26 protein-coding genes are annotated in these 26,434 nt (G+C 47.9%); 12 read left to right on the plus strand and 14 right to left on the minus strand.

The window, feature by feature from the left end; translation table 11 throughout:
• The 3 genes from OL444_RS18895 to OL444_RS18905 are packed head-to-tail and all read right to left on the minus strand — an operon-like array spanning nucleotide 1 to nucleotide 4,234.
• Nucleotides 1-2,574: a TonB-dependent receptor gene (locus OL444_RS18895; protein ID WP_264730667.1), complete on the minus strand. Its 2,574-nt coding sequence runs from the start codon at nucleotides 2,572-2,574 to the stop codon at nucleotides 1-3.
• 55 nt (nucleotides 2,575-2,629) lie between these two features.
• Nucleotides 2,630-3,619, minus strand: a complete 990-nt coding sequence (locus tag OL444_RS18900; RefSeq protein ID WP_264730665.1) for a FecR family protein — start codon at nucleotides 3,617-3,619, stop codon at nucleotides 2,630-2,632.
• Between the two features lie 51 nt (nucleotides 3,620-3,670).
• Nucleotides 3,671-4,234: an RNA polymerase sigma-70 factor gene (locus tag OL444_RS18905; protein WP_264730663.1), complete on the minus strand. Its 564-nt coding sequence runs from the start codon at nucleotides 4,232-4,234 to the stop codon at nucleotides 3,671-3,673.
• Nucleotides 4,235-4,650: 416 nt separating this feature from the next.
• Between OL444_RS18905 and OL444_RS18910 the strand changes: the two genes are divergently transcribed.
• The 5 genes from OL444_RS18910 to OL444_RS18930 all read left to right on the plus strand — a co-directional run bounded on the left by OL444_RS18910 (nucleotide 4,651) and on the right by OL444_RS18930 (nucleotide 10,123).
• Nucleotides 4,651-6,009: an acyl-CoA dehydrogenase family protein gene (locus OL444_RS18910; protein WP_264730660.1), complete on the plus strand. Its 1,359-nt coding sequence runs from the start codon at nucleotides 4,651-4,653 to the stop codon at nucleotides 6,007-6,009.
• An 84-nt stretch (nucleotides 6,010-6,093) separates the two neighbouring features.
• A complete protein-coding gene (locus OL444_RS18915) occupies nucleotides 6,094-6,849 on the plus strand; it encodes an SGNH/GDSL hydrolase family protein (protein ID WP_264730658.1) in 756 nt (251 codons plus the stop codon).
• A 7-nt stretch (nucleotides 6,850-6,856) separates the two neighbouring features.
• Nucleotides 6,857-7,780, plus strand: a complete 924-nt coding sequence (locus tag OL444_RS18920) for an alpha/beta hydrolase (RefSeq protein ID WP_264730656.1) — start codon at nucleotides 6,857-6,859, stop codon at nucleotides 7,778-7,780.
• A 39-nt stretch (nucleotides 7,781-7,819) separates the two neighbouring features.
• Entirely contained in the window at nucleotides 7,820-8,935 is a 1,116-nt protein-coding gene (locus OL444_RS18925; protein WP_264730654.1) for an SPFH domain-containing protein, read from the plus strand.
• A gap of 66 nt (nucleotides 8,936-9,001) precedes the next feature.
• Nucleotides 9,002-10,123: a zinc finger domain-containing protein gene (locus OL444_RS18930; protein ID WP_264730652.1), complete on the plus strand. Its 1,122-nt coding sequence runs from the start codon at nucleotides 9,002-9,004 to the stop codon at nucleotides 10,121-10,123.
• A gap of 372 nt (nucleotides 10,124-10,495) precedes the next feature.
• Here the strand turns inward: OL444_RS18930 and OL444_RS18935 are convergent, their stop codons facing one another.
• The 9 genes from OL444_RS18935 to OL444_RS18975 all read right to left on the minus strand — a co-directional run bounded on the left by OL444_RS18935 (nucleotide 10,496) and on the right by OL444_RS18975 (nucleotide 15,381).
• Nucleotides 10,496-10,906 (minus strand): DUF6691 family protein, encoded by a 411-nt coding sequence (locus OL444_RS18935; RefSeq protein WP_264730650.1) that lies wholly within the window; start codon nucleotides 10,904-10,906, stop codon nucleotides 10,496-10,498.
• A 62-nt stretch (nucleotides 10,907-10,968) separates the two neighbouring features.
• Entirely contained in the window at nucleotides 10,969-11,379 is a 411-nt protein-coding gene (locus tag OL444_RS18940) for a DUF6691 family protein (RefSeq protein ID WP_264730648.1), read from the minus strand.
• Between the two features lies 1 nt (nucleotide 11,380).
• Complete coding sequence (locus OL444_RS18945; protein ID WP_264730647.1) at nucleotides 11,381-11,944, minus strand: YeeE/YedE family protein; 564 nt, start codon at nucleotides 11,942-11,944, stop codon at nucleotides 11,381-11,383.
• Nucleotides 11,945-12,053: 109 nt separating this feature from the next.
• Nucleotides 12,054-12,329, minus strand: a complete 276-nt coding sequence (locus OL444_RS18950; protein WP_264730645.1) for a GNAT family N-acetyltransferase — start codon at nucleotides 12,327-12,329, stop codon at nucleotides 12,054-12,056.
• A 10-nt stretch (nucleotides 12,330-12,339) separates the two neighbouring features.
• A complete protein-coding gene (locus OL444_RS18955) occupies nucleotides 12,340-12,783 on the minus strand; it encodes a (4Fe-4S)-binding protein (RefSeq protein WP_264730643.1) in 444 nt (147 codons plus the stop codon).
• A 1-nt stretch (nucleotide 12,784) separates the two neighbouring features.
• Nucleotides 12,785-13,186 carry an OsmC family protein gene (locus OL444_RS18960; protein ID WP_264730641.1) on the minus strand — a complete coding sequence of 134 codons (402 nt, stop codon included), beginning with the start codon at nucleotides 13,184-13,186 and terminating at the stop codon, nucleotides 12,785-12,787.
• A gap of 20 nt (nucleotides 13,187-13,206) precedes the next feature.
• The gene (locus OL444_RS18965; RefSeq protein ID WP_264730639.1) at nucleotides 13,207-13,833 is read right to left on the minus strand and encodes an alpha/beta hydrolase; all 627 of its coding nucleotides are present in this window, start codon (nucleotides 13,831-13,833) and stop codon (nucleotides 13,207-13,209) included.
• Between the two features lies 1 nt (nucleotide 13,834).
• Nucleotides 13,835-14,767 carry a ring-cleaving dioxygenase gene (locus OL444_RS18970; RefSeq protein WP_264730637.1) on the minus strand — a complete coding sequence of 311 codons (933 nt, stop codon included), beginning with the start codon at nucleotides 14,765-14,767 and terminating at the stop codon, nucleotides 13,835-13,837.
• An 80-nt stretch (nucleotides 14,768-14,847) separates the two neighbouring features.
• Nucleotides 14,848-15,381: a YceI family protein gene (locus OL444_RS18975; RefSeq protein ID WP_264730635.1), complete on the minus strand. Its 534-nt coding sequence runs from the start codon at nucleotides 15,379-15,381 to the stop codon at nucleotides 14,848-14,850.
• A gap of 689 nt (nucleotides 15,382-16,070) precedes the next feature.
• On the opposite strand from OL444_RS18975, the gene OL444_RS18980 reads away from it, so the two are divergent.
• The 5 genes from OL444_RS18980 (at nucleotide 16,071) to OL444_RS19000 (ending at nucleotide 21,580) form a co-directional block, all read left to right on the plus strand.
• The gene (locus tag OL444_RS18980) at nucleotides 16,071-17,450 is read left to right on the plus strand and encodes an exonuclease domain-containing protein (protein ID WP_264730633.1); all 1,380 of its coding nucleotides are present in this window, start codon (nucleotides 16,071-16,073) and stop codon (nucleotides 17,448-17,450) included.
• A gap of 113 nt (nucleotides 17,451-17,563) precedes the next feature.
• The gene (locus OL444_RS18985; RefSeq protein ID WP_264730631.1) at nucleotides 17,564-18,493 is read left to right on the plus strand and encodes a phosphoribosylaminoimidazolesuccinocarboxamide synthase; all 930 of its coding nucleotides are present in this window, start codon (nucleotides 17,564-17,566) and stop codon (nucleotides 18,491-18,493) included.
• A gap of 62 nt (nucleotides 18,494-18,555) precedes the next feature.
• A complete protein-coding gene (locus OL444_RS18990; RefSeq protein ID WP_264730629.1) occupies nucleotides 18,556-19,125 on the plus strand; it encodes a DcrB-related protein in 570 nt (189 codons plus the stop codon).
• Nucleotides 19,126-19,197: 72 nt separating this feature from the next.
• Nucleotides 19,198-20,994, plus strand: coding sequence for an ABC transporter ATP-binding protein (locus OL444_RS18995; RefSeq protein WP_264730627.1), 1,797 nt, complete (start codon nucleotides 19,198-19,200; stop codon nucleotides 20,992-20,994).
• 157 nt (nucleotides 20,995-21,151) lie between these two features.
• Nucleotides 21,152-21,580 carry a DUF3276 family protein gene (locus OL444_RS19000; protein ID WP_264730626.1) on the plus strand — a complete coding sequence of 143 codons (429 nt, stop codon included), beginning with the start codon at nucleotides 21,152-21,154 and terminating at the stop codon, nucleotides 21,578-21,580.
• Between the two features lie 89 nt (nucleotides 21,581-21,669).
• Here OL444_RS19000 and OL444_RS19005 read toward each other — a convergent pair whose 3' ends face one another.
• The gene (locus tag OL444_RS19005) at nucleotides 21,670-24,639 is read right to left on the minus strand and encodes a sensor histidine kinase (protein ID WP_264730624.1); all 2,970 of its coding nucleotides are present in this window, start codon (nucleotides 24,637-24,639) and stop codon (nucleotides 21,670-21,672) included.
• Nucleotides 24,632-25,423 carry a LytR/AlgR family response regulator transcription factor gene (locus OL444_RS19010; RefSeq protein WP_264730623.1) on the minus strand — a complete coding sequence of 264 codons (792 nt, stop codon included), beginning with the start codon at nucleotides 25,421-25,423 and terminating at the stop codon, nucleotides 24,632-24,634. The genes OL444_RS19005 and OL444_RS19010 overlap by 8 nt, the downstream gene beginning before the upstream one ends.
• Before the next feature lie 492 nt (nucleotides 25,424-25,915).
• Between OL444_RS19010 and OL444_RS19015 the strand changes: the two genes are divergently transcribed.
• Nucleotides 25,916-26,119 carry a class I lanthipeptide gene (locus tag OL444_RS19015; protein ID WP_264730622.1) on the plus strand — a complete coding sequence of 68 codons (204 nt, stop codon included), beginning with the start codon at nucleotides 25,916-25,918 and terminating at the stop codon, nucleotides 26,117-26,119.
• 48 nt (nucleotides 26,120-26,167) lie between these two features.
• Nucleotides 26,168-26,404, plus strand: a complete 237-nt coding sequence (locus OL444_RS19020) for a class I lanthipeptide (RefSeq protein ID WP_264730621.1) — start codon at nucleotides 26,168-26,170, stop codon at nucleotides 26,402-26,404.
• Nucleotides 26,405-26,434 lie beyond the last annotated feature (30 nt).

Genomic DNA, 26,434 nt, shown 5'->3' on the forward strand with positions numbered 1-26,434 from the left:
CTAAAATTTAAACGTGTAAGTGAGATATGGCAACGCACGGAATAAACTATACTGATATAACTGTAACGGATATACCTCATCTATTCTAAAGAAAGAAAACTGATCGAAGCTGACGATAAAAGGATTATTCCTGTTATAGATATTATATACGCCGGCGGTAATAACATGTTGGAAGCGTTTCTTACTGCCCAGGTAAAGTGTACTGCCCAGGTCCAGGTGATGGATAGACCGGAGCCGGTAGTTATTCAACCGTGGGCTGTAAGGCAGATAGTTGGCCGGATTGGCGAACGGCGAATAACGTTCATCCAGATAACCATAAATATTACGGCCCCAATCATAGTCAGGAAATATCTGTACCGGCAGGGTAAAGGGGGCACCGGAAGAAAATTTCCAGGTAGCGGAAAGATGCCATTTGGGCATTACCCGGTATTTAACGGCAAGCGAAAGATTATGTCTCCTGTCTTCTTTATAGGGGAACATCTGTCCGCCGTTTAATTTATCGAACTGTCGCCAGGACCAGGAGAGCGTATAGGATAAAATGCCGGTCAGTCTGCCCTGCAATTTTTCAATCATCAGCTCACTGCCATAGTTATAGCCTTTGCCGTCAATGACCTTTTTTTCCCACTGATCTGAGTTGTCGAAGATGTTTAATACGGTATTGGTGGTAACGAGATTTTTCAGTTGTTTGTAATACAGGTTGCTGCTGAACCGCCATTTTCTGTCCCATTGTTTTTGGTAGGCCAGGCTATAGGAATAGGCGTGTTCCGGTTTTATGTTTTCCGTACTGGGCACCCACAGGTCAGTGGGGAGGTTCACCACCGGGGTGGTCAGCTGATGTACAAACTGGGTCATCTTGGTGAAAGATGCCTGTATGTATTGTGATTTAGGGAGTTCCCAACGTACCAGCAGGCGAGGCTGCGCACTGATATGAAAAGAATTGTGCTGTGCCAGCGCACCTACATGGAGCCCTGGTCTTACTGTAAGCCGGTCGTTCAGCAGGTTCAGTTCATCCTCTGCATACAGGGTAAACTCCGACATGGAGTAGCGGGGTGCTTCGCGTTGTATGGCATCGCCCCGGCTGATATTGGTACGGTAGGCCGTAGGGGCGAAATTGTGATAGGTATACCCTCCGCCCAAAGATAAATGCTGTGAGTTGCTGATCGTATATTCTGTTTCATTCCGGATGGCGATGTCGCGGATGCGGGAAACGCCTTTGCCCTTCACAAATACGGAATCGACCAAAGACAGCGGGATGACGGATGTTTGCGAAAAGAGGTTGTGAAACTGACTATAGGTAGCGGTGGTACTGGTAAATATCCGGGGATTGATTACCCGTGTCCACTTGGCTGCTGCTGTCAGGTTACTCCAGGCAAAAGAATAATCATCAAACAGCGGTACAATAGGGTTGGTGCTGTTGATGAGCATCTTGTCCTGACCTTTATAGAAGCTCAGGTATAGCCGGTTCTTTTTATCAATAAGATGATTCAGTTTAAAGTTGATATCATACATATAATATTGTCCGTATTCCTCCAGATAACGTTTCCCATACAGGAGATCAACGAGGGAGCGGCGTATAGACAGCGAAGCGGAACTCCTGTCTTTGATCAGGGGACCTTCCAGGGTAGCGCTGGCAGATACAGGACTGAGGGAAACGCTGCCATGCCATTCTTTCATATTACCATCCTTGGTACGGATGTCTACTATCGATGACAAACGGCCCCCATAGCGCGCAGGGAAGCCATCTTTATATAAGGATACATCTTTCACGGCATCACCGTTGAAGATAGAGAAGAGACCAAAGAGGTGACCGGTGTGGTACAACGGCACGCCATCGAGGAGGTAGAGATTCTGATCGGCGCCACCACCGCGGATCAGCAGGTTGCTGCTGCTTTCCAGTGAACTGCTGGTGCCGGCGTACAGCTGCAGGGATTTTAATACATCCTTTTCTCCCAGGAGTGCCGGGAAGTTGGTGAGATAGCTCAAGGGCATATTAATGAATCCGGGCTGGGAGGTAAGCGTATCATTCTCTCCGCTCACCACAACGGTTTGCAGCTGGTTGTGTGCCGTCATGTAGATGTCCAGCGGGCCATCATCTGCGGGCGGCAGCTTATGAAAAACCGGTCCGTAGCCAATGTGTGAAAAGATAACACCGGCACAGGTGTCGGGTACCTGCAGGCTGTAAAATCCATAGGCGTTGCTGACAGTTCCTTTGCGGGTAACCGGGTCATATATGGACGCGCCGATGATCAGCTCATTGCTGATCATTTCTTTTACAAATCCACTGATAACATAGTATTGCTGTTGGGAGCTTTCCCGGATCAGGAATATTTTACCGTTGAGGGCAGCGGTTTGAATGCCGGTGCCCTGCAGGATGCTATTGAGTACACTGCCGGTGGTATGTTCGTTCCCACTGAGTTTTACCCGTTTATTCAGGTGCAGAAAACTGGAGCTGTAAGAGATATTGATCCCTGTTTTCCGTTGTATATCCTGTATATAAGATAGAATGGTGCCTTCTTTGGCGAAGGGGGCGTAAATATATTGTAATACGCTTTCCTGGTTGTTTTGCGCATGCAATACAGCTACTGGTAACAGCAGCAGGAAAAAAGAAAGTAAAAAATGTAAGAAGTATCTACTTACCGATGACGATCGTGTCGCCTTCTTGTTTGTAATTGAAACCGAGTAATAGTTGTAATTCATGCAAAACATCGTCACAGGACTGATGCTGGAAAGTGACCGTTGCTTTTTGCTTCGATGCAGTTTCCTGGTAATCATCGCTTATCCTGATATCTTTCCCGTAAAAATCGGCTAATTGTGCCAGAATTACAACAAGAGATTGATCATTAAATTGCAAAATGCCTGTTTTCCAGGCGATAAAGTTCAGGTTATCATTGTCCCGGGCAGATACGGTGCCTTTATCCCAGACGCCTTTCTGGCCACTGGTAAGGATTACAGCGGAAGGATTGTTGGCTTCGCCCAATCTTACCTTTCCGGAAGCCACAATAACGAGTGTTTGGTCTTCCCGGGCCTGTACCGTGAAAGAAGTACCGAGTACCTCTATCACAGACTGATTAGGGGTTTTTACCAGGAAAGGATGACCGGGATCGTTGGCCACTTCAAAGAAGGCTTCTCCTTCCAGTTCTACAATACGCTGGTCATGATGGTAGCCGTTTGAATAGCGGATACGGGCACCCTGACGGAGGGTTACCACGGATTTATCGGCCAGTTGGAGGCTTTTGATTTTGCCGTCGTTGGCAGCCAGTTCCTGTTGTTTCAGGGAAGGCCGGCTGGCCAGCCACCAGGCGCCTGCTGTTAACAGCAGGAGGATAGCAGCAGCAGCAGCGTACCGGAAGCCCATGCGGCGTACCTTACCCGTTTGGGTGGTGGTAGCGGGGAACAGGGCTGCCTCGGTTTTATCCCAGGCTGCTGCAGTATGGTACTGTCTTTCAGGAAGGGTTCCCCGGGGGGCATCCTGCCATATCTGAACGAGTTTTTGGTAGGTAACTTTATTGTCAGCTGATGTATCAAGCCATTGTTGAATGGCTGCGGCTTCCGTTTCTGTACATTGCGCTGACAATTGTTTTACTATCAGTTCGTGTATGTAGGTGTCAAATTGCTCCATGATGCAAGTAGTGTGCTCTGTATTTATAACGCCTCCAAAGGCTGATGCCCTCTATAGTGACATTGACAATTTTAACAAAAATAAAATACCGGCTGGTAACCCGTATTGCTGCAGGTATTTGCGAAGCAGCTTCAGGGCCCTTCCCATATAATTTTCCACGGTTTTGGCCGACAGTCCTAATTTGGTGGCTGCCTGCTGATGGGTCATTCCTTGCAGCCGGCAGCAGGTAAACACTTCCCGGCACTGTGGCGGGAGGTTGGCGATTGCTTCATATATTAATTGATCATAATAAGGCTTGGCATTTTCGCGTTCCTGTTCATCCGGATCTTCGCTTACATCGGCGAGCCATTCAAAAGCTTTGTTGCCGGCTTCTTCCACCTGTTGTTTACGTAAAACGGAAATCGAATTATTACGTACAGCCCGGAAGAGGTAAGAGCGTATATTGGGTATGCTGATCAGTTCCTGGTGTTTTTGCCAGAGTTTAATAAATGTTTCCTGCACGACATCTTCTGCTGCGGCATCATTTCCCAGAAAGCTAAAGGCGTAGTTACATAAATCATTGTACTGCGCATGAAAAAGCGCTTTATACGCCTGGTAAGAAGGTGTGTTTGTCATTAACCTTCATGAAATTTTAAGATGAAATGAATCCTGCTAAAGTAGGTTTTTTTTTTATTCTGACCGATAGAGGGATATTCCTTTTTGCGCGTTATCATGTATAACAACCAGGCCTATATGATGCACTGTTAGATTTTTAGTTTTTAGTTGTGTTTATTTTTTTAGTGCTGCGATTGTGTAACCCGTTTTACACAATCGCTTTTTTTTTGACCAGGCCCCACTTTCTTTTCCACTACAGGCGAAATACTTGTTATCCATCGTACGAATGTTTACTTTGGGCAGATGAAGACCATTTGTTCCGGAAAAAAATGCTGCCGGCTACTGCCAATGCTCCCGCTGTTGGCACTTTTCGGAAGGAACTGCCTAAGGATCAGCCATTTGCCCGTTAATTCGTATTTTTATATAAAACCACGTGTATGGCCGGAACCTTCGCAAAATTAAAACAGGCATATCAGCTGTTTAAGACCATTGACTTTAAAATGCTGGCAAAGCTATCCGAGAAAATAGACCTTTCCCAGGTGATGACTACCGTAGCGCAGCTGGATGAAAATCAGTTGAATGGGCTGATGAAAATGTTGGGAAGCCGGGGGGGCAAGAAAAAATCGCCGCCTATAGATGGTGATTTCTATGACCTGGGCGGGAGATTAAGTCCGGAAGACCGGGCCTTACAGCTGAAAGTACGGGCTTTCATGGAAACAGAAATCCAACCGATTGTAAATGAATACTGGCTGAAAGCCGAATTCCCTTTTGAGATCATTCCGAAATTCGCCGCCCTGAATATATGTGGGGTGACTTACGATGGGTATGGCTGTCCTAACCGGTCTTACCTGATGGAAGGGGTGATTGCCATGGAAATGGCGCGGGTAGATGCTTCCATCGCCACCTTCTTCGGGGTACAGAGTGGCCTTGCCATGGGATCTATCTATATGCTGGGGTCTCAGGCCCAGAAAGATGAATGGCTGCCGGGAATGCAACAGCTAAAAATTATTGGGGCCTTTGGACTTACAGAGCCGGAAGTAGGTTCCGGCGCCGCCGGCGGCCTAACGGCAACGGCTAAACGGGAAGGGGATACCTGGATATTGAACGGACAGAAAAAGTGGATCGGGAATGCTACTTTTGCCGATGTTACTGTCATGTGGGCCCGCGACCTCGACGACAATCAGGTAAAAGGATTTCTGCTGAGAAAAGATACACCGGGCCTCAGTGTAGAGAAAATCCATGATAAGATGGCGCTGCGGATTGTACAGAATGGCCTGATTACCATGAAGGATTGCCGGGTAGCGGAAGCCGACCGGTTGCAGCATGCAAACGGTTTTAAAGACACCTCCCGTGTACTGCGGATGACCCGCGCGGGTGTTGCCTGGGAGGCAGTAGGATGCGCCCGGGGGGCCTATGAAAATGCCCTGGCGTACACCCGTTCGCGTAAGCAATTCGGAAAACCTATTGCCGCCTTTCAGTTGATACAGGGGCACCTGGTAGAAATGCTGGCCAATCTCACGGCTATGCAAACCATGGTATACCGCCTTTCAGAGTTACAGGATGCCGGCGCCCTGAAAGATGAACATGCTTCGCTGGCAAAGGTATTCTGTACGATGCGCACCCGGGATGTAGTTAGCCGTGCCCGGGAAGTGATGGGTGGGAATGGTATTTTACTGGAATACAATGTAGCGCGGTTTGTGGCAGATGCGGAAGCCATCTATTCCTATGAAGGCACCAAAGAAATCAACTCCCTGATCGTAGGCCGCGCCATTACCGGCATGAGTGCATTTGTATAGGAAAAGACAATTCTTTTTTATAGATTTAAAGAACAGCCGGCAGGCAGGAACGTCTGCCGGTGAGAATGCCAACAAAAAAAAACTATGAATTCATCTAATCGTCGTAACTTCTTAAAGCAATTATCACTGGGAGGCGTGGCTGTACTCAGTATTCCGGACATCGTATCTGCTGCAGTGAAAGCAGAGAAACCCAAAAAGGTAACCATGAAAAAAGGAGCTGTCATTCTTTTTCAGGGAGATTCCATTACGGATGCAGGGCGTAAGCGGGATAATTTTGCTGTAAATAATGGCAATGCCCTGGGCGGCGGTTACCCGCTCCTGGCGGCATCTTCGCTGTTGCTCAAACATCCGGATAAGAACCTGCAATGTTACAATAAAGGGATCAGCGGTAATAAAGTATTCCAGCTGGCTGACCGTTGGGAAGCAGATTGCCTGTCACTGAAGCCGGATATCCTGAGTATCCTGATCGGCGTAAATGATTACTGGCACACCTTATCCGGCAATTATAAAGGAACGTTGCAAACCTATCGGGACGACTATGATAAGCTGCTGACACGCACCCGGGAGCAGCTGCCAGACGTACAATTGATAATTGGCGAGCCTTTTGCAGTAAGCGGCGTAAAAGTGGTAGACGATAAGTGGTATCCGCTGTTCAATGAATATCGTGCTGCCGCTAAAGAACTGGCCACCAAACATAATGCTGTCTTTATTCCGTATCAGGCAGTATTTGATAAGGCGATTACCGCTGCTCCGGGCATTTACTGGACAGGAGATGGGGTACATCCAACTATAGCAGGCGCACAATTAATGGCAGAAGCCTGGATGCAATGCGTAAAATAACCAGGTAATGAGACAACGGATAAAAGATACACGCGACGATTATTCACTGTTATCAGTCACACTACGCATGTTATTAAACAAGGCATGCGTCATTTCTTTCTTTTATATATTTCTCATGATGATAGGATTGAATACAGAAATTCAGGCGCAGCAACAGGTCATTCATTTGTGGCCCGGTACTGTTCCCGGTGAAGTTGACGCCAAGCAGGCAGCTGTTGTAACGGCTGACAGCAGCGGAGGAGTAAAACGATTGACGGATATTACAGATCCGGTGCTGGAAGTATTTCCGGCTCCGGCAAAAAATAATACAGGCGTTGGCGTTATTGTTTGTCCGGGAGGCGCCTATAATATTCTGGCTGTAGATCTGGAAGGTTATGAGATTGCCCATTGGCTGAATAAACTGGGTTATACTGCCTTTGTATTGCAATACCGGGTGCCGAAGAAAAGAGAAGGCGCTCTGCAGGATGCACAACGTGCCATCCGTATTGTACGCAGCCGTGCTGCCGAATGGGGCCTGCAGCCGGAGAATGTAGGTATGATGGGCTTTTCAGCTGGTGGTAGTCTGACCGCAAGAGCAGCTACCGGCTATAACGTACATACCTATACGCCAATAGACAGCGCCGATATGCTCTCTGCCCGTCCCGCATTCGGGGTCCTGATTTATCCGGCGTATCTGGACAGGGCACCGGAAAGACGCCTTACGCCAGAGCTAAAACCAGACAGGTATACACCACCGATGTTTCTCTTTGCTACTGCCGATGATCCCTATGGCAACAGCGCCCTGGTAATGGCCGGCGCGCTGCGTGATGCCAATGTACCGGCGGAATTGCATTTTTATGCTACCGGCGGCCACGGCTATGGCCTCCGCCCGGGCAATACCGCTGCCGAAGCATGGCCGGTATTGCTGGCAGAATGGTTGCGCCGGAGATAGTATTTTTACATAATTTTGAAGTCTCCTAAAACAGTTTCTATGGGAATTTTTGATAAACTCCGGAATGAGTTCATTGATATCATTGAATGGACGGATCCCTCGTCAGATACGATCGTGTGGAAGTTTCCCCGCTACCAGAATGAAATAAAGATGAATGCAAAGCTGACTGTGCGTGAATCGCAGGTGGCTGTTTTTATGAACGAAGGTAAAATTGCAGATATCTTCCAGCCCGGTATGTATACCCTTACCACGCAAAATATGCCTATACTCAGCACTTTGCAGGGATGGAAATATGGGTTCAACAGTCCTTTTAAGGCGGATGTGTTTTTTATCAGCATGCGCCAGTTTACCAACCAGAAATGGGGTACTAAAAATCCGGTGATGCTCCGCGATGTGGAGTTTGGCCCGGTGCGGCTCCGTGCATTCGGTAGTTATGCCTTTCGCGTAAAGGATGCCGGCCAGTTTCTGAAAGAAGTGGCAGCTACCAATCCTGAGTTTACGGTGGAAGGGATTAATGAACAGCTGCGTAACCTGGCGGTATCCAGAGGTATGGAAGCTGTAGCGGAAGCTAAGATCCCGGTACTGGACCTGGCAGCAAACTATGAAGAAGTATCGACCGTTATTACCGATAAGATAAAGCCGGAGTTTAATGAACTGGGCCTGGAACTGACAAAGTTCCTGATTGAAAATATTTCCCTGCCGCCGGAAGTGGAAGAAGCCCTGGATAAACGCAGCAGCATGGGCATTGTTGGCAACCTGGGTGCGTATGCGCAGTTTCAGGCAGCCAATGCTATGGAAAAAGCAGCGGAGAATCCATCCGGTGGCGGATTGGCTGCAGCCGGCTTAGGTGCTGGTATGGGCGCCGCTATGATGGGACAGGTAGGTAATGTATTTCAGCAGCAACAGGTGACACCCGGCGCTGCTGCCGGAGCCGGAACACCGCCGCCATTACCTGCAGCGGTTACCTTCTATGTAGCCGTAGAAGGCAAGCAGGCCGGCCCTTTTGATATGGCACAATTGCAGCAACTCGCTGCTACCGGTAGCTTACAGGCACAAACCCTGGTATGGAAAAGCGGGATGGCTGCCTGGACAGCTGCTGCTGCTGTACCGGAATTAGCACCTGTATTGGCCACAGTACCCCCACCATTACCTTAACATAACAGCGGTTTATCCGGAGGCTTCCCGTAAAGTTCCGCCGGATAAACCGCTTAAAATATTCCTATGTCTTTTGAGGAACAAACAAGTGCAACGGTTAACTCGCTGAAGTGTGAGAACTGTGGCGCAATCCTGCATTATGCGCCGGGAACGAACAGCCTGCGTTGCGAATATTGCGGCACCATGAATGTCATTGCCGACGAAGCAGCTGTTACGGCTATCCACCCTGTAGATTATGAAGATTTTATACTGGCACAGCAACAACATACAGAACCTACCCAGCAGGCTGTAGTAGTAAAATGCGTCAGCTGTGGCGCCGCGACTACCTTGTTGCCAAATGTAACTGCTGATGCTTGTCCGTTCTGTGCCTCCCCGCTGGTGATAGATACTGCGCAAACAACCGCCATTCTGCAACCGCATTATGTGCTGCCCTTTGTCATCAACGACCAGACGGCATTACAGTACTTCCGTAAGTGGATGGACAAACTTTGGTTTGCGCCGTCTGACCTGGTGAAAAAGGTAAAGAACAGTTCTTCCCAGCAGCTGAAAGGCGTGTATATTCCGCATTGGAGCTACGATACGGATACCCATACCGCCTATACGGGACAACGGGGAGAGTATTATTATGTTACGGAATCCTATACCACAGAAGTCAACGGCAAAACAGAACATCATACGCGGCAGGTGCGCAAAACAGCCTGGTATGATGCCTCCGGTGCCGTCAATAATAATTTCCGGGATGTATTGGTGTCTGCCAGTCCTTCTTTGCCGCTGAAAATGGCGAAGATACTGGAGCCCTGGCACCTGGATCAGCTGAAAGCATATGATGGCCGCTATCTCAGCGGCTTCCGGGCGGAGTTGTATCAAACAAATGCGGAGCAGGCATTGGGTATCGCGAAAAAGCGGATAGACCCCGACATCCGGGATACCATTTGTGATGATATAGGGGGAGATGAACAACAGATAGAGGAATACCAGGTGCAGTATAATAACCTGGGGTTGAAATATATCCTGCTACCGGTATGGATCAGTGCCTATCGCTACAATAACAAATTGTATCATTTTGTAGTAAATGCGGCTACCGGGGAAGTAACCGGCGACCGGCCGTATAGCTGGATGAAGATTGTAGGGCTGATACTGGCCATCATCTTGGGCTTTGCGGTGATTTATCTGATGAGCCAGGCCTGACCTGATCACTTATTTTAAGCGCCTGCCCGTATTGTCGCGTAAGCGGCAATGCAGGCAGGCCTTCTTTTTTAGCGATATTGCCTCGTGTTCGCCCACTTTTGGGGAAAACAATCTACAGCCGCCAGGAATACCTGTCGGGGATAGATCATGCGGAATGTCAGGTGGGTAAAGGGTTTGAGGATAAGCGAGGGGCTATGGTCCTGTTTTTGTGAAGGGAGAAGAAGAGAGCCGTCACGCAGACACTCCCTCAAAAAGTACAGTGACAATACAGCATTTTAACGCAAGATGCGATGAGAAAATCATTATTAGGTTGTTTTGTGATGATCAGAAAAAGCAAAAGCTTCAGGGAATCTACCTTGAAGCTTTCCTTTTTTAATGCGGCAGTTTATTTTTGAATGCCCCATATACCCAGGTGCCGGCAATGGCACTCAGCAGCGTGATCACCACGGCGGTAAATCCTGCCCCGATCTGCGCAAACAACGGGCCCGGACAAGCGCCTGTGATCGCCCAGCCGATGCCAAAAATCAGCCCGCCAATAATATTCCCCTTGTGAAAGGTCTTGTCAGGAATCACGATCGGTGCGCCTTTGATGGTTTTAATATCAAAACGTTTGATCAGCTGTACAGAGACGATACCGATGATAACCGCTGTACCAATCACCCCATACATATGGAAAGACGTTAATTGAAACATTTCCTGTATCCTGAACCAGCTGAGTACCTGTGATTTGACGAGTATGATACCAAAGAAGATACCTGCGATGATGTATTTTATGTTTTTCATGTTGATAGCGTCATTTAAAGGGAGAAGGAATCATTCCGGTGCATAACTCTGGCAACTTCCTTTTAGTGTGGTAGTTTGTTTTTCAATGCGCCGTATACCCAGGTGCCGGCAATGGCACTCAACAGCGTGATCACCACGGCGGTAAATCCAGCTCCGATCTGTGCAAACAACGGGCCCGGACAAGCGCCTGTGATCGCCCAGCCGATGCCAAAAATCAGCCCGCCAATAATATTCCCCTTGTGAAATGTCTTGTCAGGAATCACGATTGGTGCGCCTTTGATGGTTTTAATATCAAAACGTTTGATCAGTTGCACAGAGATGATACCGATGATGACCGCCGTACCAATTACCCCATACATATGGAAAGACGTTAATTGAAACATTTCCTGTATCCTGAACCAGCTGAGTACCTGTGATTTGACGAGTATGATACCAAAGAAGATACCTGCGATGATGTACTTTAGATTTTTCATATTAGCTAAGCCATTTAAAGAGATAAGGAACGATCAGGTTAGCAGAAAAGAATCCACCGGCCATAAAGCAGATAGTGGCTACCAGGGATGGCCACTGTAAATTGGATAATCCCATAATGGCATGACCGGAAGTACAGCCACCGGCGTAACGGGTACCGAAACCTACGAGGAAGCCGCCGAATACAAAAAAGACCAGCCCTTTCAGGGTGAACAGGTGAATGTCTGCGGGCAGGAGGGCGGAGTAATCCCGGATACCATAGGTGGCCAGCCGCTCCTGGGTAGCTGCAGCTACCTGAATATTGGCGCTGTCGTGCAGGAGGGAATTGGCAATAAATCCACCGATAAGGATGCCGGCAATAAAGAACAGGTTCCAGGATTCCTTTTTCCAATCGTACTTGAAAAAGGAAATGTTGGCCGGAATACAGGCGGCGCAGATATGCCGCAGGGAAGAAGAAATACCGAAAGTTTTGTTGTCGAGAATGAGTAGCAGGGGAACGGTCAATCCGATTAAAACGCCCGCTACTGCCCAGTGCCAGGGATGCTGGAGATAGGTCAGTACTTGCATAGTTGTTGGTTTTTTAGAGGAACAAGTTAATTAAAAATGGCCGGAATTAATCCAGCCGGTTAAGGATGATGGTTATTTATACAGTGATGTATTTGTGTGCCGGTATTTTTTACAACAGGTCGTTGTATTCCGGATGTCTTTTCATATAGGCGTTTACGTAAGGACAAAGCGGTTTTACCTTCAAATGATTTTCCCGGGCATATTCCAGTACGTATTTAGCCAGTTGTCCGGCAATGCCGCGTCCTTCCAGTGCTTCGGGCACTTCGGTGTGTACATAGGCAATGCCGCCGGGAAACAATTCATAGGCGATTAATGCGGTATGTCCTTCCACGGTTGTTTCAAACTGTTGCAGGTCGGTATTGTTACGGATGGTCAGTTGTTCCATAAAATGCAGGTTATGATTTATCTGAGAAATTGATTTTAGTATGGGTACCGTCGCAATAAGGCTTATTGGAAGAGGCGCCGCAGCGGCAGAAAGCAGTGACTTTGGATCTGTGCTTTTCGTGGCCGTCGGCATCTTTTACCACAATATTGCCATAAACCAGGAGCGGCCCGTTGGGTAAAGGCTCCACTATACTTTCCGCTGTGATATCCGGCGCCTGACCGGTGGCCGTATCGGCCTCGCTGTTCAGGTAGTAACTCAATGCGCCGGAGGGACATTGTTTCACCTGGGCAATAATCCGTTCCGTATCTGCCCCCTGGATATTGATCCAGGGCTGCTGGTTGGGATTAAACACGGCGGCCAGGCCATGGAAACATATTTCGGAATGCACGCACACATGAGGCTTCCACACAACGGTGACTTCTTCATTGGTGTACTTTTTAGTGATATCCTTCATATTAAGAGGCTTTAGTATCAATCCTGATGGGATGGGTGAGCGTTTTATGAACAGGGCAGGAGAGGGCGATCTCCATCAGCCTTGCCCGTTGTGTTTCATCCAGGTCGCCGGTTAATTCAATGTTGCTTTCAATGACGGTCGTATCCGGATCCGGTTTGGCGGCCTTGTTGTAACGGAGGGTAATATTGACACCTTCCAGTGGCCATTTTTTTCTGGCAGCATACATTTTCAGGGTGATGGCCGTACAGGCCCCCAGGCTGCTTAACAATAATTCTCCGGGCTGCGGGCCGGTATCTTCTCCTCCTGCTGTTACGGGTTCATCTGCGAGCCAGCGGTGGCCACGCGTATCTATAGATACCTGATAAGGGGTACCTGCTATGCTTACACTTACTTCCTGATCCATGATGATGTGCGGATGATTTACTAAAAATGTGCTTTTATCCATTGTGACGCCAGTCCGATATCTTCCTGTGTAAGATTATGTCCGGTAGGGAGGTCGTGCGCGGTTACATTGAATCCGTTGGCTTTCAGCAACGAGATGTAACCCTGGGTAGCTGCCGGTTCTACGGTGCCATCATGTTTGCCTGAGCTGATAAACACCGGTTGCTGCCGTTGTGTTTCAAAGCTGTCTTCGAGGCCGCTGAGCGGCTGCATCGGCCGGAATAGCACGGCGCCGGCCAGCAGTTCGGGATACAGTATTAATACTGCTCCGGCGATGTTGGCGCCGTTGGAATAACCGGCGGCAATCAGTTTGTTGCTGTCGAATTCTTCCCGGTCGGCCAGTTCTTTGATAAAATGTACCATTTCATGTGTTCTGAAATGTACATCTTTCTCATCGAAGATACCCATTCCCAGGCGGCGGAAGAAACGGGGCATGCCATGTTCTTCCACGTTGCCACGCAGGCTGAGAATATTGAATCCTGCGCCCAGCTGAGGCGCCAGCGGCAACAGGTCGCGTTCATCGCCACCAGTGCCGTGCAACAGCAGCAACGTATAGCCGGTAGCGTTATCTACCGGCTGGTAAATATATTGCATTGGTTTGAAATCCATCTTAATCCAGTTTAATCAGTTGTTGTTCCAGTTCTGCGCGCATGGATTCATATTGTGGCGGCAGCATCAGCTTTGTACCCAGGGTAGCTACCGGTTCATCTACTGTGAAGCCGGGTGCATCTGTTGCCAGTTCAAACAGTACGCCGCCGGGTTCCCGGAAATACACCGACCGGAAATATTTGCGGTCCAGCTGTGGTGTGATATGCAGGCCTCTTTCTTCGAGGATGCCGCGGTAATGTAGCTGTGTGGCTTCATCGGGCACACGGAGGGCTATGTGGTGTACGGTGCCGCCGGCCACGTGTCCGCGTGCTTCTCCTTTCGCCTCCACCAGGTCGATAAAGCCACCTGTTTCGCCGGCCGGGCTGGCAAAGCGATACCGGTTGGTATGATGTTTTTCGAGCGTATACCCGAATACAGATACCAGCAGATCAGCGGTAGGCTGAATATCTTCCAGGGTCAGCGTTACATGGTGAAAGCCCCGCGTCGCCTGTTCTTCCTGCACGCTGCCGGTTACCCATGGCGTGCGCGGATCCGGATGTTCCGGTACGGTCAGTTCTACTTTCAAGCCGTCCGGATCAATGAACGTGAGGTATACTTCCCCGAATTTGGAAGACGGTTTATTGTAGATCACATTTTCTTTTTCCAGTCGTTTCAACCAGAAGTCGATACTACCTTCCGGAATGGAGTAACCGATTTCTGTGGCCATATGCGTACCTCTTCTTCCGGTGGAAATATCTTCCCAGGGGAAAAAGGTCAGGATCGTGCCGGGTGATCCGGTTTCATCTCCATAGTAGAGGTGATAGGTGTGGGGATCATCAAAGTTGACGGTTTTTTTAACAAACCGGAGTCCCATTACCCGTGTATAGAAGTCATAGTTTTTTACTGCATTGCCAGAGATGGCGGTGATATGATGCAGACCGGTTATTTTGTTCATGATATGTGCTCCTTGATTGGTGAGCATCCGGCCGGTGCAGGCAGGTGTTTACCGGCGTTGCCGCCGGCCGGTGCGTTTGTTTATTTTTTAATCAGTTGTACTTCACAATGTATTTTTACTTCCTCACTCACCATGATGCCGCCGGTTTCTGTAACCGCGTTCCAGTTGAGGCCAAAATCCTTGCGGTTAATTTTTGCGTTGATGGTGAAACCTGCTTTGGTATTGCCCCATGGGTCTTTTACCACACCGCCGAATTCCACATCCAGCTTAATGTTTTTGGTGACATCCCGGATGGTCAGGTCGCCGTATAACGTATAGGAACCGTCGTGGTCTACATCTTCATATTTTGTGGCCACAAAGGTGATGTACCGGTATTGGTTCACATCAAAAAAATCGGGAGAGCGCAGGTGTTCATCTCTTTGTGTATTACCGGTGGTGATGGTATCTACGTCCACAGATACTTTGGTGACAGCTGTCATGAAATTCTCTTCTTCTGTTTCAGCGTCTACTGTAAAGCCGGTGAATTTGCCACTGATGTTGGTGATCATCAGGTGCCTGATTTTAAATCCGAGTTCGCTGTGGTCAGCATCTCCTACCCATTGTTGCTTTGCCATAAATAATAATGGTTTTATAATGAATGAATAACCGGATCATACCTGGAAAGACGCTATTGGCTTATCTTCCGGCAGATGGATATGTTTGTGTTCAACCTTTTGTAATGCAAATCTCAGCTATTGCGATATGGGATAAAATGGATAAAATCGATAAAATGATGTACTATTTATGGGTGTTACTAAAGATAAGGAAATTACCCGTAAGGTATTCAAGCTCAAATTATGTTTAAATTAATTTAAATACTATAAATAACAAGCGGAAAATTGTCGGGTCCTGTTAGTCCCCGAAAAATATGCCGGCAGGGGATACGGTAAGGGAGTGGTGGTAATGCCTCCTCTTTTGCCCGGCTTTCCAGCTTCCAACGGCAGGATAGCGGTAAGGACTACACGTTCTTTAGCAGGGGCATTATCTTCCCGTTTCCTTGTAGCAGCCGGGGGAGCTATCTGTTACACCGTGCTATCGGATAACCGGCGGGGTATCTTGCCGTGAGAGGCAGGTATGGGTAGCTGCCGCAAAAGTGCGCTGCCGTGACTTTGCCCCGGAAATCCTCCCGGGGGCTGCAGGTGAGGGCCGGCAATATCCGGAGTAGTTCGTCTTTTCCCTTGCCAGGAGGGCGTTCTGTATATAAATGATATTATCCGGTATCGGCCGTTTGTATAAGTAACAACAACCTGTATCTTTGTAAAGGATGTACGCAATTGTAGATATTGAAACGACTGGTGGTCATGCCAGCGCTAACGCCATAACAGAGGTCGCCATTTTCTTATATGATGGGAGCGGTATTACGCACCATTATCAAACCCTGGTCAACCCGGGGATCCCCATTCCGTATTATATTACGGGCCTCACTGGTATTACTGACAGTATGGTGGCGGATGCCCCGCCTTTTGAAGCGGTGGCGCCGATGATCTATGATCTCTTACGCGACCGCATCTTTGTGGCGCATAATGTCAACTTCGACTATTCCTTTCTCAAACACCAGCTGGGTTTATCGGGCTTCGATCTGCAAACGAAGAAGCTGTGCACCGTGCGGCTGGGCCGGAAAATTTTTCCCGGACTCCGGTCTTATAGTCTGGGTAACTTCTGCCGGTACCTGAATATTGTGGTGAATGACCGGCACCGGGCAGGCGGTGATGCTGCTGCGACCGTACAATTGTTTGAACGGTTGCTGGCCAACGACCGGGAGCAGGTGATTGCAGGCGCCCTGAAAGCGGGTTCCAAAGAACAGTTCCTGCCGCCGAACCTCCCACCGGAACAGGTGAAAAACCTGCCGGATGTACCAGGTGTTTATTATTTCCATGATGAGAAAGACAAGGTCGTATATGTAGGGAAGGCAAAGGACCTGAAAAAGCGTGTCAATAGTCATTTTACCGGACATAGCACCAGCCGGCAGCGGCAGAATTTTCTGCGTACGATACACCGGATCTCTTACCAGGAAACCGCAACGGAACTGATGGCCGGTATCCTGGAATCGGTAGAGATAAAACGTTTATGGCCGGCCTATAACTCGGCGCAGAAACGGGTGGAGTTCCGGTATGGGTTTTACCTCTTTCCCGACCAGGAAGGTTACCTGCGGCTGGCCATTGAAAAGAAAAGGAAACATACTTCTCCCGTTCACAGCTTTAATATGCTGATAGATGGCCACCGGTTATTACGGGCGCTGATCCGGGAGTTTGACCTGTGTCCGAAATTATGTTTCCTGCAAAAGGGCACCGGTACCTGTGCCGGTATTACGGCAGGCACCTGCCACGGGGCCTGCGAAAAAAAGGAAGCACCGGAAAGCTACAATGAGCGGATGAAGGCGGCCATCGCTTTTTTACAGGAGCAACAGCCGTCTGTTACCATCGTGGACAAAGGCCGTACTACCGGCGAGAAAAGCTGTATCCTGCTGGAGAAAGGCCGCTTCTACGGCATGGGGTATCTGCCTGCACATATCGACACAGCGGAGGTAGAAAATTTCCGGGAATACCTGACCCCATATCCGGAAAATGAAGTAATCATCGGGTTGTTGCGCTCCTACACCGGTAATGGCCGGCAATTGTCCGGAACGGTATCTGCACAGGCATAATCATCTCCCGAAACAAAAAAAATTACGGCAAGCATAAAAAATCATATGAATCATAGTTACTTTTGCACCTCGTAACTTGATTTACATCTTTAAATATTAATTATTTTTTACTCATGTTAGAGTCAAATTTCAAATTGCCGGGTCAGACTGCTTTTTACAAAGGAAAAGTACGCGACGTGTACACGATTGAAGATAAGCTGATGGTGATGGTTGTAAGTGACCGTATCTCCGCATTCGATGTTGTTTTACCACGTCCTATTCCCTTCAAAGGACAGGTACTGAATCAGGTAGCGGCAATTATGCTGGAAGCTACTAAAGATATTGTGCCTAACTGGGTAAAATCAACGCCGTTGCCTAACACCACTATTGGTCTGAAGTGCGACACTTTCCCTGTGGAAATGGTGGTACGCGGTAACCTCACCGGTCATGCCTGGAGAACCTACAAAACCGGCGAACGTGTTTTGTGTGGTGTAACCATGCCGGATGGTATGAAGGAAAATGATTTCTTCCCAACGCCGATCATTACGCCTACTACAAAAGCGCATGAAGGGCATGATGAAGATATCTCCCGCGAAGAGATCGTTGCACAGGGCCTCGTTAGCAAAGAAGATTACGAGCAGCTGGAAAAATACACCCTGGCTTTATTCCAGCGTGGTAAAGAACTGGCGGCAGAACGTGGTTTGATCCTGGTGGATACCAAATATGAATTTGGTAAAATCGGTGATACCATCTATGTAATCGACGAAATCCATACACCGGATTCTTCCCGTTATTTCTATGCTGCCGGTTACGAAGAAAACCAGCAAGCGGGTATCCAGCAGAAACAACTGAGCAAGGAGTTTGTACGGGAATGGCTGATGGAAAATGGCTTCCAGGGCAAAGATGGCCAGCAGATTCCAGTAATGACCGATGAATTTGTAAACCAGGTAAGCGAACGTTATATTGAACTGTTCGAAAAAATTACCGGTCGCACTTTCGTAAAGGAAGAAGTGCCTGCTGCTGAGGTAGAAGCAAAAATCGCTGCTGCTTTACAAAGTTTATAATTATTCATAGTACTTCCGTTCCGGCGAAAACCGGAGCGGAAGTTTTTTACGATACTCTTTCCATGAAATTAAAATTGATACCAGCAGCGCTGGTAATGTTAACCTTTGTAGCGTGTAAGAATAAGCCCACCACAAAAGATCATACCAGTGACGAATTGTTGGAGATGGCCGGTAAAGCGCCCGGGATGAACGCGGGTAGCGGCCGTTTTACGGTAAAAACGCCGACCGGCTGGACGAGGATGGACACTGTGATCAGCCGCATCCAATATGCCTATTTTGTAGCACCGCCCGAAGAAGGCAATCCCTTTCAGGCCAATGTAAACATCATTACGCAACAACTGCAAGCCGGATTTACCCTGCAGCAATACGTGGCCACTACGGAGAAAGAAATGTCGACCCTGATTCAGGGATTTAAAAAACAGGAAGAAGGGGAGCGTACCATCGCCGGTGAAAAAGCCCGGTGGATCAAATACCGTTTTGTACATCATGAAACAGAGATGACCCTCAACGGGGAAATCATCATTCTGGTGAAAGACAATATCGCCTATGCCATCACGTTAACCACTCCGAAGGATGCGCTGGACAAATACAGCAAAGAACTGGAAGAATTACTGCATTCTTTTCAGGCTTAAATAAACAGTTGATTCAACAGTCGTCTTTTCACAAGCATTAATAGCTTATTTTTGTTTGTAAATTGACTACTGTTGAAACAACTTGCCGCACTCAATAAATACTTTCTGGCCAACAAATGGCGCCTGATCCTGGGCTTATTATTCACCGCGATTTCCATTGTATTCAGTGTATTCCAGCCGATCATGGTCCGGCAGATATTTGATCTGCTGGCACATAACCTGGATGAATACCGCCTGCTGAGCGATACCGGCCTGAAAGGTGCTTTCCGCGCCGACTTCTCCCGCGTACTGGCTTTTTATGGTATCAGCATCCTGCTTTTTGCATTGCTCAGTGGTTTCTTTCTTTTTCTGCAAAGACAAACGCTCATTGTTATGAGCCGGCATATCGAATATGAACTGAAGAATGAGGTGTACCGGCACTATCAGCGACTGGACCTGAATTTTTTCAAGATGCATCGTACCGGCGATATGATGAGCCGTATTACCGAAGATGTATCACGTGTACGCATGTACGTAGGACCGGCGATTATGTATGCCTCCCGCACGCTGTTTCTGATTGTCATCATCGTATACCTCATGATACAGGTAAACCCGTTGCTGACTTTATATACATTGTCGCCGCTGCCGCTCCTGGCGCTGACTATCTATTATGTCAATAAAATCATTCACCGTAAAAGTGAACGCATACAATCCCAGTTATCCAATATTACGTCTATTGCCCAGGAATCCTATTCCGGTATCCGGGTGATCAAGTCCTATATCCAGGAAGATGCCAGTGCCGCTCATTTTGAAGCAGCCAGCGAAGCCTATAAAGACAGTTCTATCAGTCTTGCCAAAACAGACGCCCTGTTTCAACCAGTAATGGCGCTGATGATTGGCCTGAGTGTAATCATGACGGTATTCATTGGCGGGCTGCAGGTAATACAAGGTAACATCACGGTAGGAAACCTGGCGGAGTTTGTGATATATGTGAATATGCTGATGTTTCCTTTCTTTTCCATTGGTATGGTGGCTTCCATGATACAACGGGCGGCAGCCTCACAGCAGCGCATCAACGAATTTCTGCGCATAGCGCCGGATATCACCGATGCGCCCGATGCGCGAACAGCCGCGCTGAAAGGCGGTGTGCAGCTGCAAAACGTCTCGTTCACCTATCCGCATACCGGTATTACTGCGATCCGTCATTTCAACCTGCGTATCGAACCGGGCCAGAAGGTAGCCGTTATCGGCAGAACTGGTTCCGGGAAAAGCACACTGGCGCAGCTGTTGCTGCGCATGTATGATCCGCAGGAAGGAAAGGTGATGCTGGATGGGCATGATATACGCCAGCTACACCTGGCGAATGTACGTGGTCAGATCAGTTATGTGCCGCAGGACGTATATCTCTTTTCAGATACCGTTGCCAACAATATCCGCTTCGGGGATCCGGCAGCAGACCTGAAAACCGTACAAACCGCCGCCCGGCAGGCTTATGTAGAAAAAGATATCCTGGGCTTCAGCGAAGGTTTCGAAACCGAAATAGGGGAGCGGGGGGTAACACTCAGTGGTGGCCAGAAACAAAGGATCTCCATTGCCCGGGCGCTGATCAAAAATCCGGATATCCTCATTTTCGATGATTGCCTCTCTGCCGTGGATGCCCGTACGGAGAAAGAGATTATTGGTAACCTGTATGCCTATCTGAAAAGTAAAACTGCCATTATCATTACGCACCGTATTTTCTCTCTGTTTGCATTCGATAAAATCATTGTGATGGACGAAGGACGCATTGCAGAAGAGGGCACGCATGATGAATTATTATCATTGAATGGATACTATGCTGAATTATATGCGCGACAACAATCAGGAGATGATGAAGGTGTAACTGAGTAAAAATCATGATCTTGTATATGCCCTGCTACAGCGTTTTACAAGCCGTTTTTATGATTTTTCAAAATCATTTAAAAATATTTTGATATTTGTAAAACAATAGTATATTTGTCTCTTATTGTAACAGGATTTGATTCGTTAACACTTAAATCTATCAACTGTGGCGTACGAAAACAACAATCAACAGGAAAGAAACAATGATAGCATCTTTTCTAAACGATTGAAAGCGGGCAAAAGAAGAACGTACTTCTTTGATGTAAAGACCACTCGGGGAAACGACTATTTTCTTACTATTACTGAAAGTAAGAAGCGTTTTAATGACAACGGTTATGACAGGCATAAAGTATTCCTGTACAAGGAAGACTTTAACAAGTTCCTGAACGCCTTAACCGAAACCATCAACTATGTAAAAACTGAGTTGATGCCCGATTTCGATTTTGATGCCTACAACCACGACTATGTGCAGGAAGATCAGGACGAAACAGAAGGTGCTGAAGTAGAAGCTTCACCAGTGACTGAAACCGTTCCTGTAGAGGCGTCTGTAACCGCTCAGGCTTCTCATAGCACTGATGAGGTAGATAAATGGTAATCTTTAATTTAAGATAAAACGCAACCTCCGGATTTTTCCGGGGGTTTTTTTGTGCCTGCTGTTACTGTCATATGCCGGCAGTCTATTATTTATAGTTTCCCCGTCTCTACTTCCAGCAAGGCGATGGTGCCCTGTGGGGTGTCGTTTTCATCTTCAATGGCAGTAATGCGCAATGCAATGTGCATGTTATGTATCCGTTTCAACTGTTCGATCCGCTGCCGGATGTTTTCCAGGGCAAATGATTCATGCAATGGTGAGGGGTTGGGCCGGGCATGATGGATACCCACTCCATTATCCTGTACGGCAATGTGCAGGAGTGTTCCCTGCAGATACATCCGGATATGTACCAGGCTATCGGGCGATTGTTTGGGCAGCAGCCCATGTTTAATGGCGTTTTCTACCAGCGGCTGTACCAAAAGCGGGGGAACGGAGATGAAGAGCGTATCCAGCTTCGTATCCACTTCTATCAGGTAATTAAGTGCATCTCCGAAACGCAGCTTTTCCAGTTTGAGATAATTGTGCAGAAGGTCTATTTCCTTCTGTAAAGGAATGAGGCCTTTGGCAATGTTATGCATGTTCTGGCGGATGAGATCCGCAAATACCCGCAGATACTCATTGGCCAGGCGCTTATCTTCATTGTTGATCAACCCCTGTATGTTATTCAGGCTGTTGAAAACAAAGTGCGGATTCATCAGCGCGGTGAGCGCTTTGTATTCTGATTTCATAAACCTGATTTCCGTTGCATGTGCCAGCTCCCGTCTGCGCATAAAGTATTGCATGATGACATGCAATAGCAATAGCAACAAGGCGAGGGCAGCTACCAGCAATAGTACCACAAACCAGGGTTGTGCCCAGAAGGGACGTTCTACGGTCAGCAACAGCAGCACGGGCTGGCAGTAGCCGCCCGAAAGGGTGCGGGCCCTGATTTTTACCACATGTTCACCGTAACCAGGCATGAGCAGATTGATGGCTTCACTGGTGGCCGTTTGCCAGTGCTGTGCGCCGTTGCCGGATATGCTGTATTCATAGCGGATATGCCGGCTGTAGAAAGACAACGCAGAAAAGAAGAGCGTGATGTTGCCCGCATCGCGGTATGGAACACTGATATGACCAGTTGTAACAGGGAGCAGGCGGCCATTGACATTGATATGCGTGAAAAAAACATCCGGTGGTGGTGGTGGTGCGAAAATACGGGCTTTAGGAATAGTCGTGATTTTGCCTTCATTAAAAAAGTAGCAGGAAAGGCTATCTGCACAGATATAGGCTGCCTGCGCCGGTATAAAAGGATTTTCCACAGCAGTGAGCACATAAGGTTGCTGCGGATGGGCGGGTTGTAAGGTAAGCAGGCGGCACAGGTTATTGGTGCTCAGCAGCAGGTGGCGGGCATCCAGCTTGTATATCCGGTTCCATATACAGTTCTGTTCCGGCAGCGTATATACGTGACCGTTACCAGCCAGGTCCTGGCAAATCACCAGTTTATTATTGTGGGTAATGCCCACGAGACAATTACCGAAAATATAGAAACGTTTGAAAGATATTCCCTTGAACTGTGGCTGGGGTATATTGGTGTTGCCCACGATTTTGTAAACGGTATCGCTGGTGTTAAACCAGATATGACCGGCGCTGTCACTGGCCATGTTATAGATGCGCTGTGCATTGCCGTTTACCGGCAGCGTTTCAAATACCGTGACGGGAGATGCCTGCCAGGAGCGGGCGGCAATGCGAAAGATCCGGACACCGGACTGCAGCAGGTAAATACCATCGCTGTTGTTGATGACGGATTTAATGCCAGTCCCTTCATATTTAATATCTCTGTCGGGGCTTTTCGAGATCTTGTTGAGCTGTACACGAAGTATGGGGGCATGCACATTCTCAATGATCACATGGTCTTCATTATAGAAACTGTGGTAGCTGCCTCTTTTTAAGGTGATGCCTGGCTCCTGAGACATTTTCGTAGCTGCGTTACCGTTTTTTGTATAGGAAAATATACAACTAAGTTGCTGCTGCCGGTAGCGGTACAGGTTATTGTTATCTGTTGTAAAGTAGAGCGTGCCTGCATCGGCTGCGGCATATTTTATCTGACCGGTGTAACCGGGTTGCCTGACGTTATTATGTACTGCCGACTGGCTGATATAGTAAATACCATTGTTCAGGGTGGTGATCCAGAAGTTACCTGCAATGTCCTGGGTAATGCCACTGATGCGGCAGTTGGTGAATACGGGCGGCTGCTGGTTGATAAACAGGCCCTGATCAAAAGTAGCGAGCAGCAGATCACTTCCGGTACGGTAACACGCGGAAATACCGGCAGCGGTAAAGGTGCCGGGCCTGATGGTATGCACCAGCGCTTGCTGTGGGGTTACAATGGCATTATTCAGGACCATATAGGTCTGGTCCTGGGAAAAGAGTGGCTTCACCCTGCTGGCTCCTGAAAATGGCTTTACCTGCAGGATATGAGCGGCCGTATCCATGATAATATCCATGTCTGTCATCTGTAACTGAAACAGTGCCGGTGTAATTTTCCGGATATGGAGCAGATAACCGGCGCTTGTTTTTTTGCGGATATCAGCGAGTTGATACCGGCGGCTTCGTTGCTCTTTAATACTGATAAACTCCAGCTGATCACGGTTGATGATGGTAACACTGCTGTCCGGTTCTGCATTGAGGACACCAATAGGCGTACCGGTATCAATGGCGCGGAGGAAAGGTGTATTTTCTGTTGTATGGAAAGTGCGGTGCTGGTAATAACACAATCCGCCTTTATAGGTATGTATCCACAGGCGGTGTAATCCGTCTTCCCTTATAGCGAGGATCTCATTGTCGGGGGCGCCATCAAAGGTGGTGAGGGTTTCAAACCGGATACCGTTGTACATGACCAGGCCTTTGTCGGTACCAAACCAAAGAAAGCCTTTGTGGTCGCGGTATACACAGTAGACCATGTTGGCCGGCAAACCGTTTTCGGTGGTATAATGCACTGCCGGGAGTTCCTGGGCGGTACTGCCGGCAGTGCTGGGTAACCACAGGCATAGCAGGAGCATAGCGGCATACAGGTAGCTATACATCGGAAAAATTGTTGGTCTTCAGATAGCTTAACAGACCGGGATAACGCCGTCTGCCCACCGGCAGTTTGTATTTTCCGGCAATGGTGACTGTGGGGATAGCTGCCCGTTGAATTTTCTGGATATACATACAGTTCACGAGATAGGATTTATGAATCCGGTAAAACAGGGTAGCGGGCAACAGTTCTTCATATTCCGCAATCGAGTGGCTCATGATAATACTTCTCTCTATATGATCCCGCAGAAAATAGATCCGCGAATAGTTGCCATTGGCTTCGATGTACATGACCTGGCGGAAATCAACGATTTCAATCTGGTGATGATTCCGGAGGGTGATCTGATTAGACCGGGGTTTGTCCGGAACAGGAGTAGCCGGAAAACCGGCAGCAGCCAGCTTTTTAAGCTGTTGTTTTTCTTTTAGCTTTTGCACCGCATTGGTCAGCTCCGTAATGTCAATAGGTTTCAACAGGTAATCGATGGCATTCAGTTTAAATGCTTTTACAGCATACTCATCGTAGGCGGTCACAAAAATGATTTCGAAGTCCACGGGTTGCAGCCGTTGTAAAAATGCAAAGGCGTTTTCTCCGGGCATTTCAATGTCGATGAAAATGGCATCAGGTGTGTGCAGCCGGATCAGCTTTTCTGCTTCCACCGTATTGCAGGCAAATCCTTTTATACAGATGGCGGTATCTGTATAGGTTTGTAAGAGGTGTCCCAGATTTCTGCATGCTTCTTTTTCATCATCAATGATAATAATGTTAATACTTTTCTCAGGTATGTGACACATAGGTACCAATGCGGTTTGGGTATAAACAATCGGATGGCAATTGCCACCAGGGTTAATGCCGGGTTACAGGTTGCGCATCTGCTTTTTCATAACTACTCATTTTATGAGCCGGGGAATACATAGGGAAGATAAGGAATAATACATTAATCCGATGCAGCCGGTACCTATAAAACGATAGCCGGAGGCCGGCTGTGGATGAATGGTTACAACTGGAAATGTTGATGGGAGCTTCAATAGCCGGATTTTCAACGGGCAGGCAACCGTTAATGAAAAATTTGCAGCCATTCCTGAACTTTTGAAAACAGGATACCGGGCAAGCCCCTAATTTTAGTAAGGGTGCTCAAATAAATATGCTCCGGCACCCAACAGGTTTTCCAGGTAGAAAAATGAGCAAGTTTGACGGGATATATATTTTCATGGTCCATACCTGTAGCCGCGTTCTGTAACACCTGATCCTGGCATGTCTTTTTAAACCCTCAATCATTAATACTTATGAAAACGAAAAAAATTATCCTGAGCAGAAAGCTGTTTTTATCGAAAGCAACTGTGCTGGTACTGCATGCGAATCAGCAACGAGCCGTTGCCGGTGGGGCATGGACCACAGTTCAGCTGCCATGCGACAGAACTGTTAATCTGCCGATCACCGTGCTTTCCGCAGAGGCTCCGCTGCAGCATTGCAAGTGCTGTGCTTCCTGATGATCCTGTAATTGGTCCGTTATTCTTCCTGTATTAAAATCTCATCTCATGAAAAAAATGAAAGTTGATCTGAACAAAAAATTGTTCCTGAACAAATCTACCGTTGTATCCCTGAGTAGTGATATGCAACAACAGCTGGCAGGCGGTGTCAGAACAATGGATGTCCTTTGTACGGTAACCATTAATCCCAGAACAAAGTTATCCAGACAAGCTCCCAGGCCGGATTGCCTTTGCTGCGCTGATCCTGTTGTTGATACGACTATCATTCATACCATTGCGCAGTAATTCCCGGCGCTATGCCTGGAACGCTATCAG

Origin of the sequence: Chitinophaga nivalis (assembly GCF_025989125.1) — a bacterium.
Classification (GTDB): Bacteria; Bacteroidota; Bacteroidia; order Chitinophagales; family Chitinophagaceae; genus Chitinophaga; species Chitinophaga nivalis.

Excerpts from the sequence above, each read along its gene's own strand:
- OL444_RS18900 (WP_264730665.1), bottom strand. The coding sequence starts at position 3,619 with ATGGAGCAATTTGACACCTACATACACGAACTGATAGTAAAACAATTG.
- OL444_RS18905 (WP_264730663.1), bottom strand. The coding sequence starts at position 4,234 with ATGACAAACACACCTTCTTACCAGGCGTATAAAGCGCTTTTTCATGCG.
- OL444_RS18910 (WP_264730660.1), top strand. The coding sequence starts at position 4,651 with ATGGCCGGAACCTTCGCAAAATTAAAACAGGCATATCAGCTGTTTAAG.
- OL444_RS18915 (WP_264730658.1), top strand. The coding sequence starts at position 6,094 with ATGAATTCATCTAATCGTCGTAACTTCTTAAAGCAATTATCACTGGGA.
- OL444_RS18920 (WP_264730656.1), top strand. The coding sequence starts at position 6,857 with ATGAGACAACGGATAAAAGATACACGCGACGATTATTCACTGTTATCA.
- OL444_RS18925 (WP_264730654.1), top strand. The coding sequence starts at position 7,820 with ATGGGAATTTTTGATAAACTCCGGAATGAGTTCATTGATATCATTGAA.
- OL444_RS18930 (WP_264730652.1), top strand. The coding sequence starts at position 9,002 with ATGTCTTTTGAGGAACAAACAAGTGCAACGGTTAACTCGCTGAAGTGT.
- OL444_RS18935 (WP_264730650.1), bottom strand. The coding sequence starts at position 10,906 with ATGAAAAACATAAAATACATCATCGCAGGTATCTTCTTTGGTATCATA.
- OL444_RS18940 (WP_264730648.1), bottom strand. The coding sequence starts at position 11,379 with ATGAAAAATCTAAAGTACATCATCGCAGGTATCTTCTTTGGTATCATA.
- OL444_RS18945 (WP_264730647.1), bottom strand. The coding sequence starts at position 11,944 with ATGCAAGTACTGACCTATCTCCAGCATCCCTGGCACTGGGCAGTAGCG.
- OL444_RS18950 (WP_264730645.1), bottom strand. The coding sequence starts at position 12,329 with ATGGAACAACTGACCATCCGTAACAATACCGACCTGCAACAGTTTGAA.
- OL444_RS18955 (WP_264730643.1), bottom strand. The coding sequence starts at position 12,783 with ATGAAGGATATCACTAAAAAGTACACCAATGAAGAAGTCACCGTTGTG.
- OL444_RS18960 (WP_264730641.1), bottom strand. The coding sequence starts at position 13,186 with ATGGATCAGGAAGTAAGTGTAAGCATAGCAGGTACCCCTTATCAGGTA.
- OL444_RS18965 (WP_264730639.1), bottom strand. The coding sequence starts at position 13,833 with ATGGATTTCAAACCAATGCAATATATTTACCAGCCGGTAGATAACGCT.
- OL444_RS18970 (WP_264730637.1), bottom strand. The coding sequence starts at position 14,767 with ATGAACAAAATAACCGGTCTGCATCATATCACCGCCATCTCTGGCAAT.
- OL444_RS18975 (WP_264730635.1), bottom strand. The coding sequence starts at position 15,381 with ATGGCAAAGCAACAATGGGTAGGAGATGCTGACCACAGCGAACTCGGA.
- OL444_RS18980 (WP_264730633.1), top strand. The coding sequence starts at position 16,071 with ATGTACGCAATTGTAGATATTGAAACGACTGGTGGTCATGCCAGCGCT.
- OL444_RS18985 (WP_264730631.1), top strand. The coding sequence starts at position 17,564 with ATGTTAGAGTCAAATTTCAAATTGCCGGGTCAGACTGCTTTTTACAAA.
- OL444_RS18990 (WP_264730629.1), top strand. The coding sequence starts at position 18,556 with ATGAAATTAAAATTGATACCAGCAGCGCTGGTAATGTTAACCTTTGTA.
- OL444_RS19005 (WP_264730624.1), bottom strand. The coding sequence starts at position 24,639 with ATGTATAGCTACCTGTATGCCGCTATGCTCCTGCTATGCCTGTGGTTA.
- OL444_RS19010 (WP_264730623.1), bottom strand. The coding sequence starts at position 25,423 with ATGTGTCACATACCTGAGAAAAGTATTAACATTATTATCATTGATGAT.
- OL444_RS19015 (WP_264730622.1), top strand. The coding sequence starts at position 25,916 with ATGAAAACGAAAAAAATTATCCTGAGCAGAAAGCTGTTTTTATCGAAA.
- OL444_RS19020 (WP_264730621.1), top strand. The coding sequence starts at position 26,168 with ATGAAAAAAATGAAAGTTGATCTGAACAAAAAATTGTTCCTGAACAAA.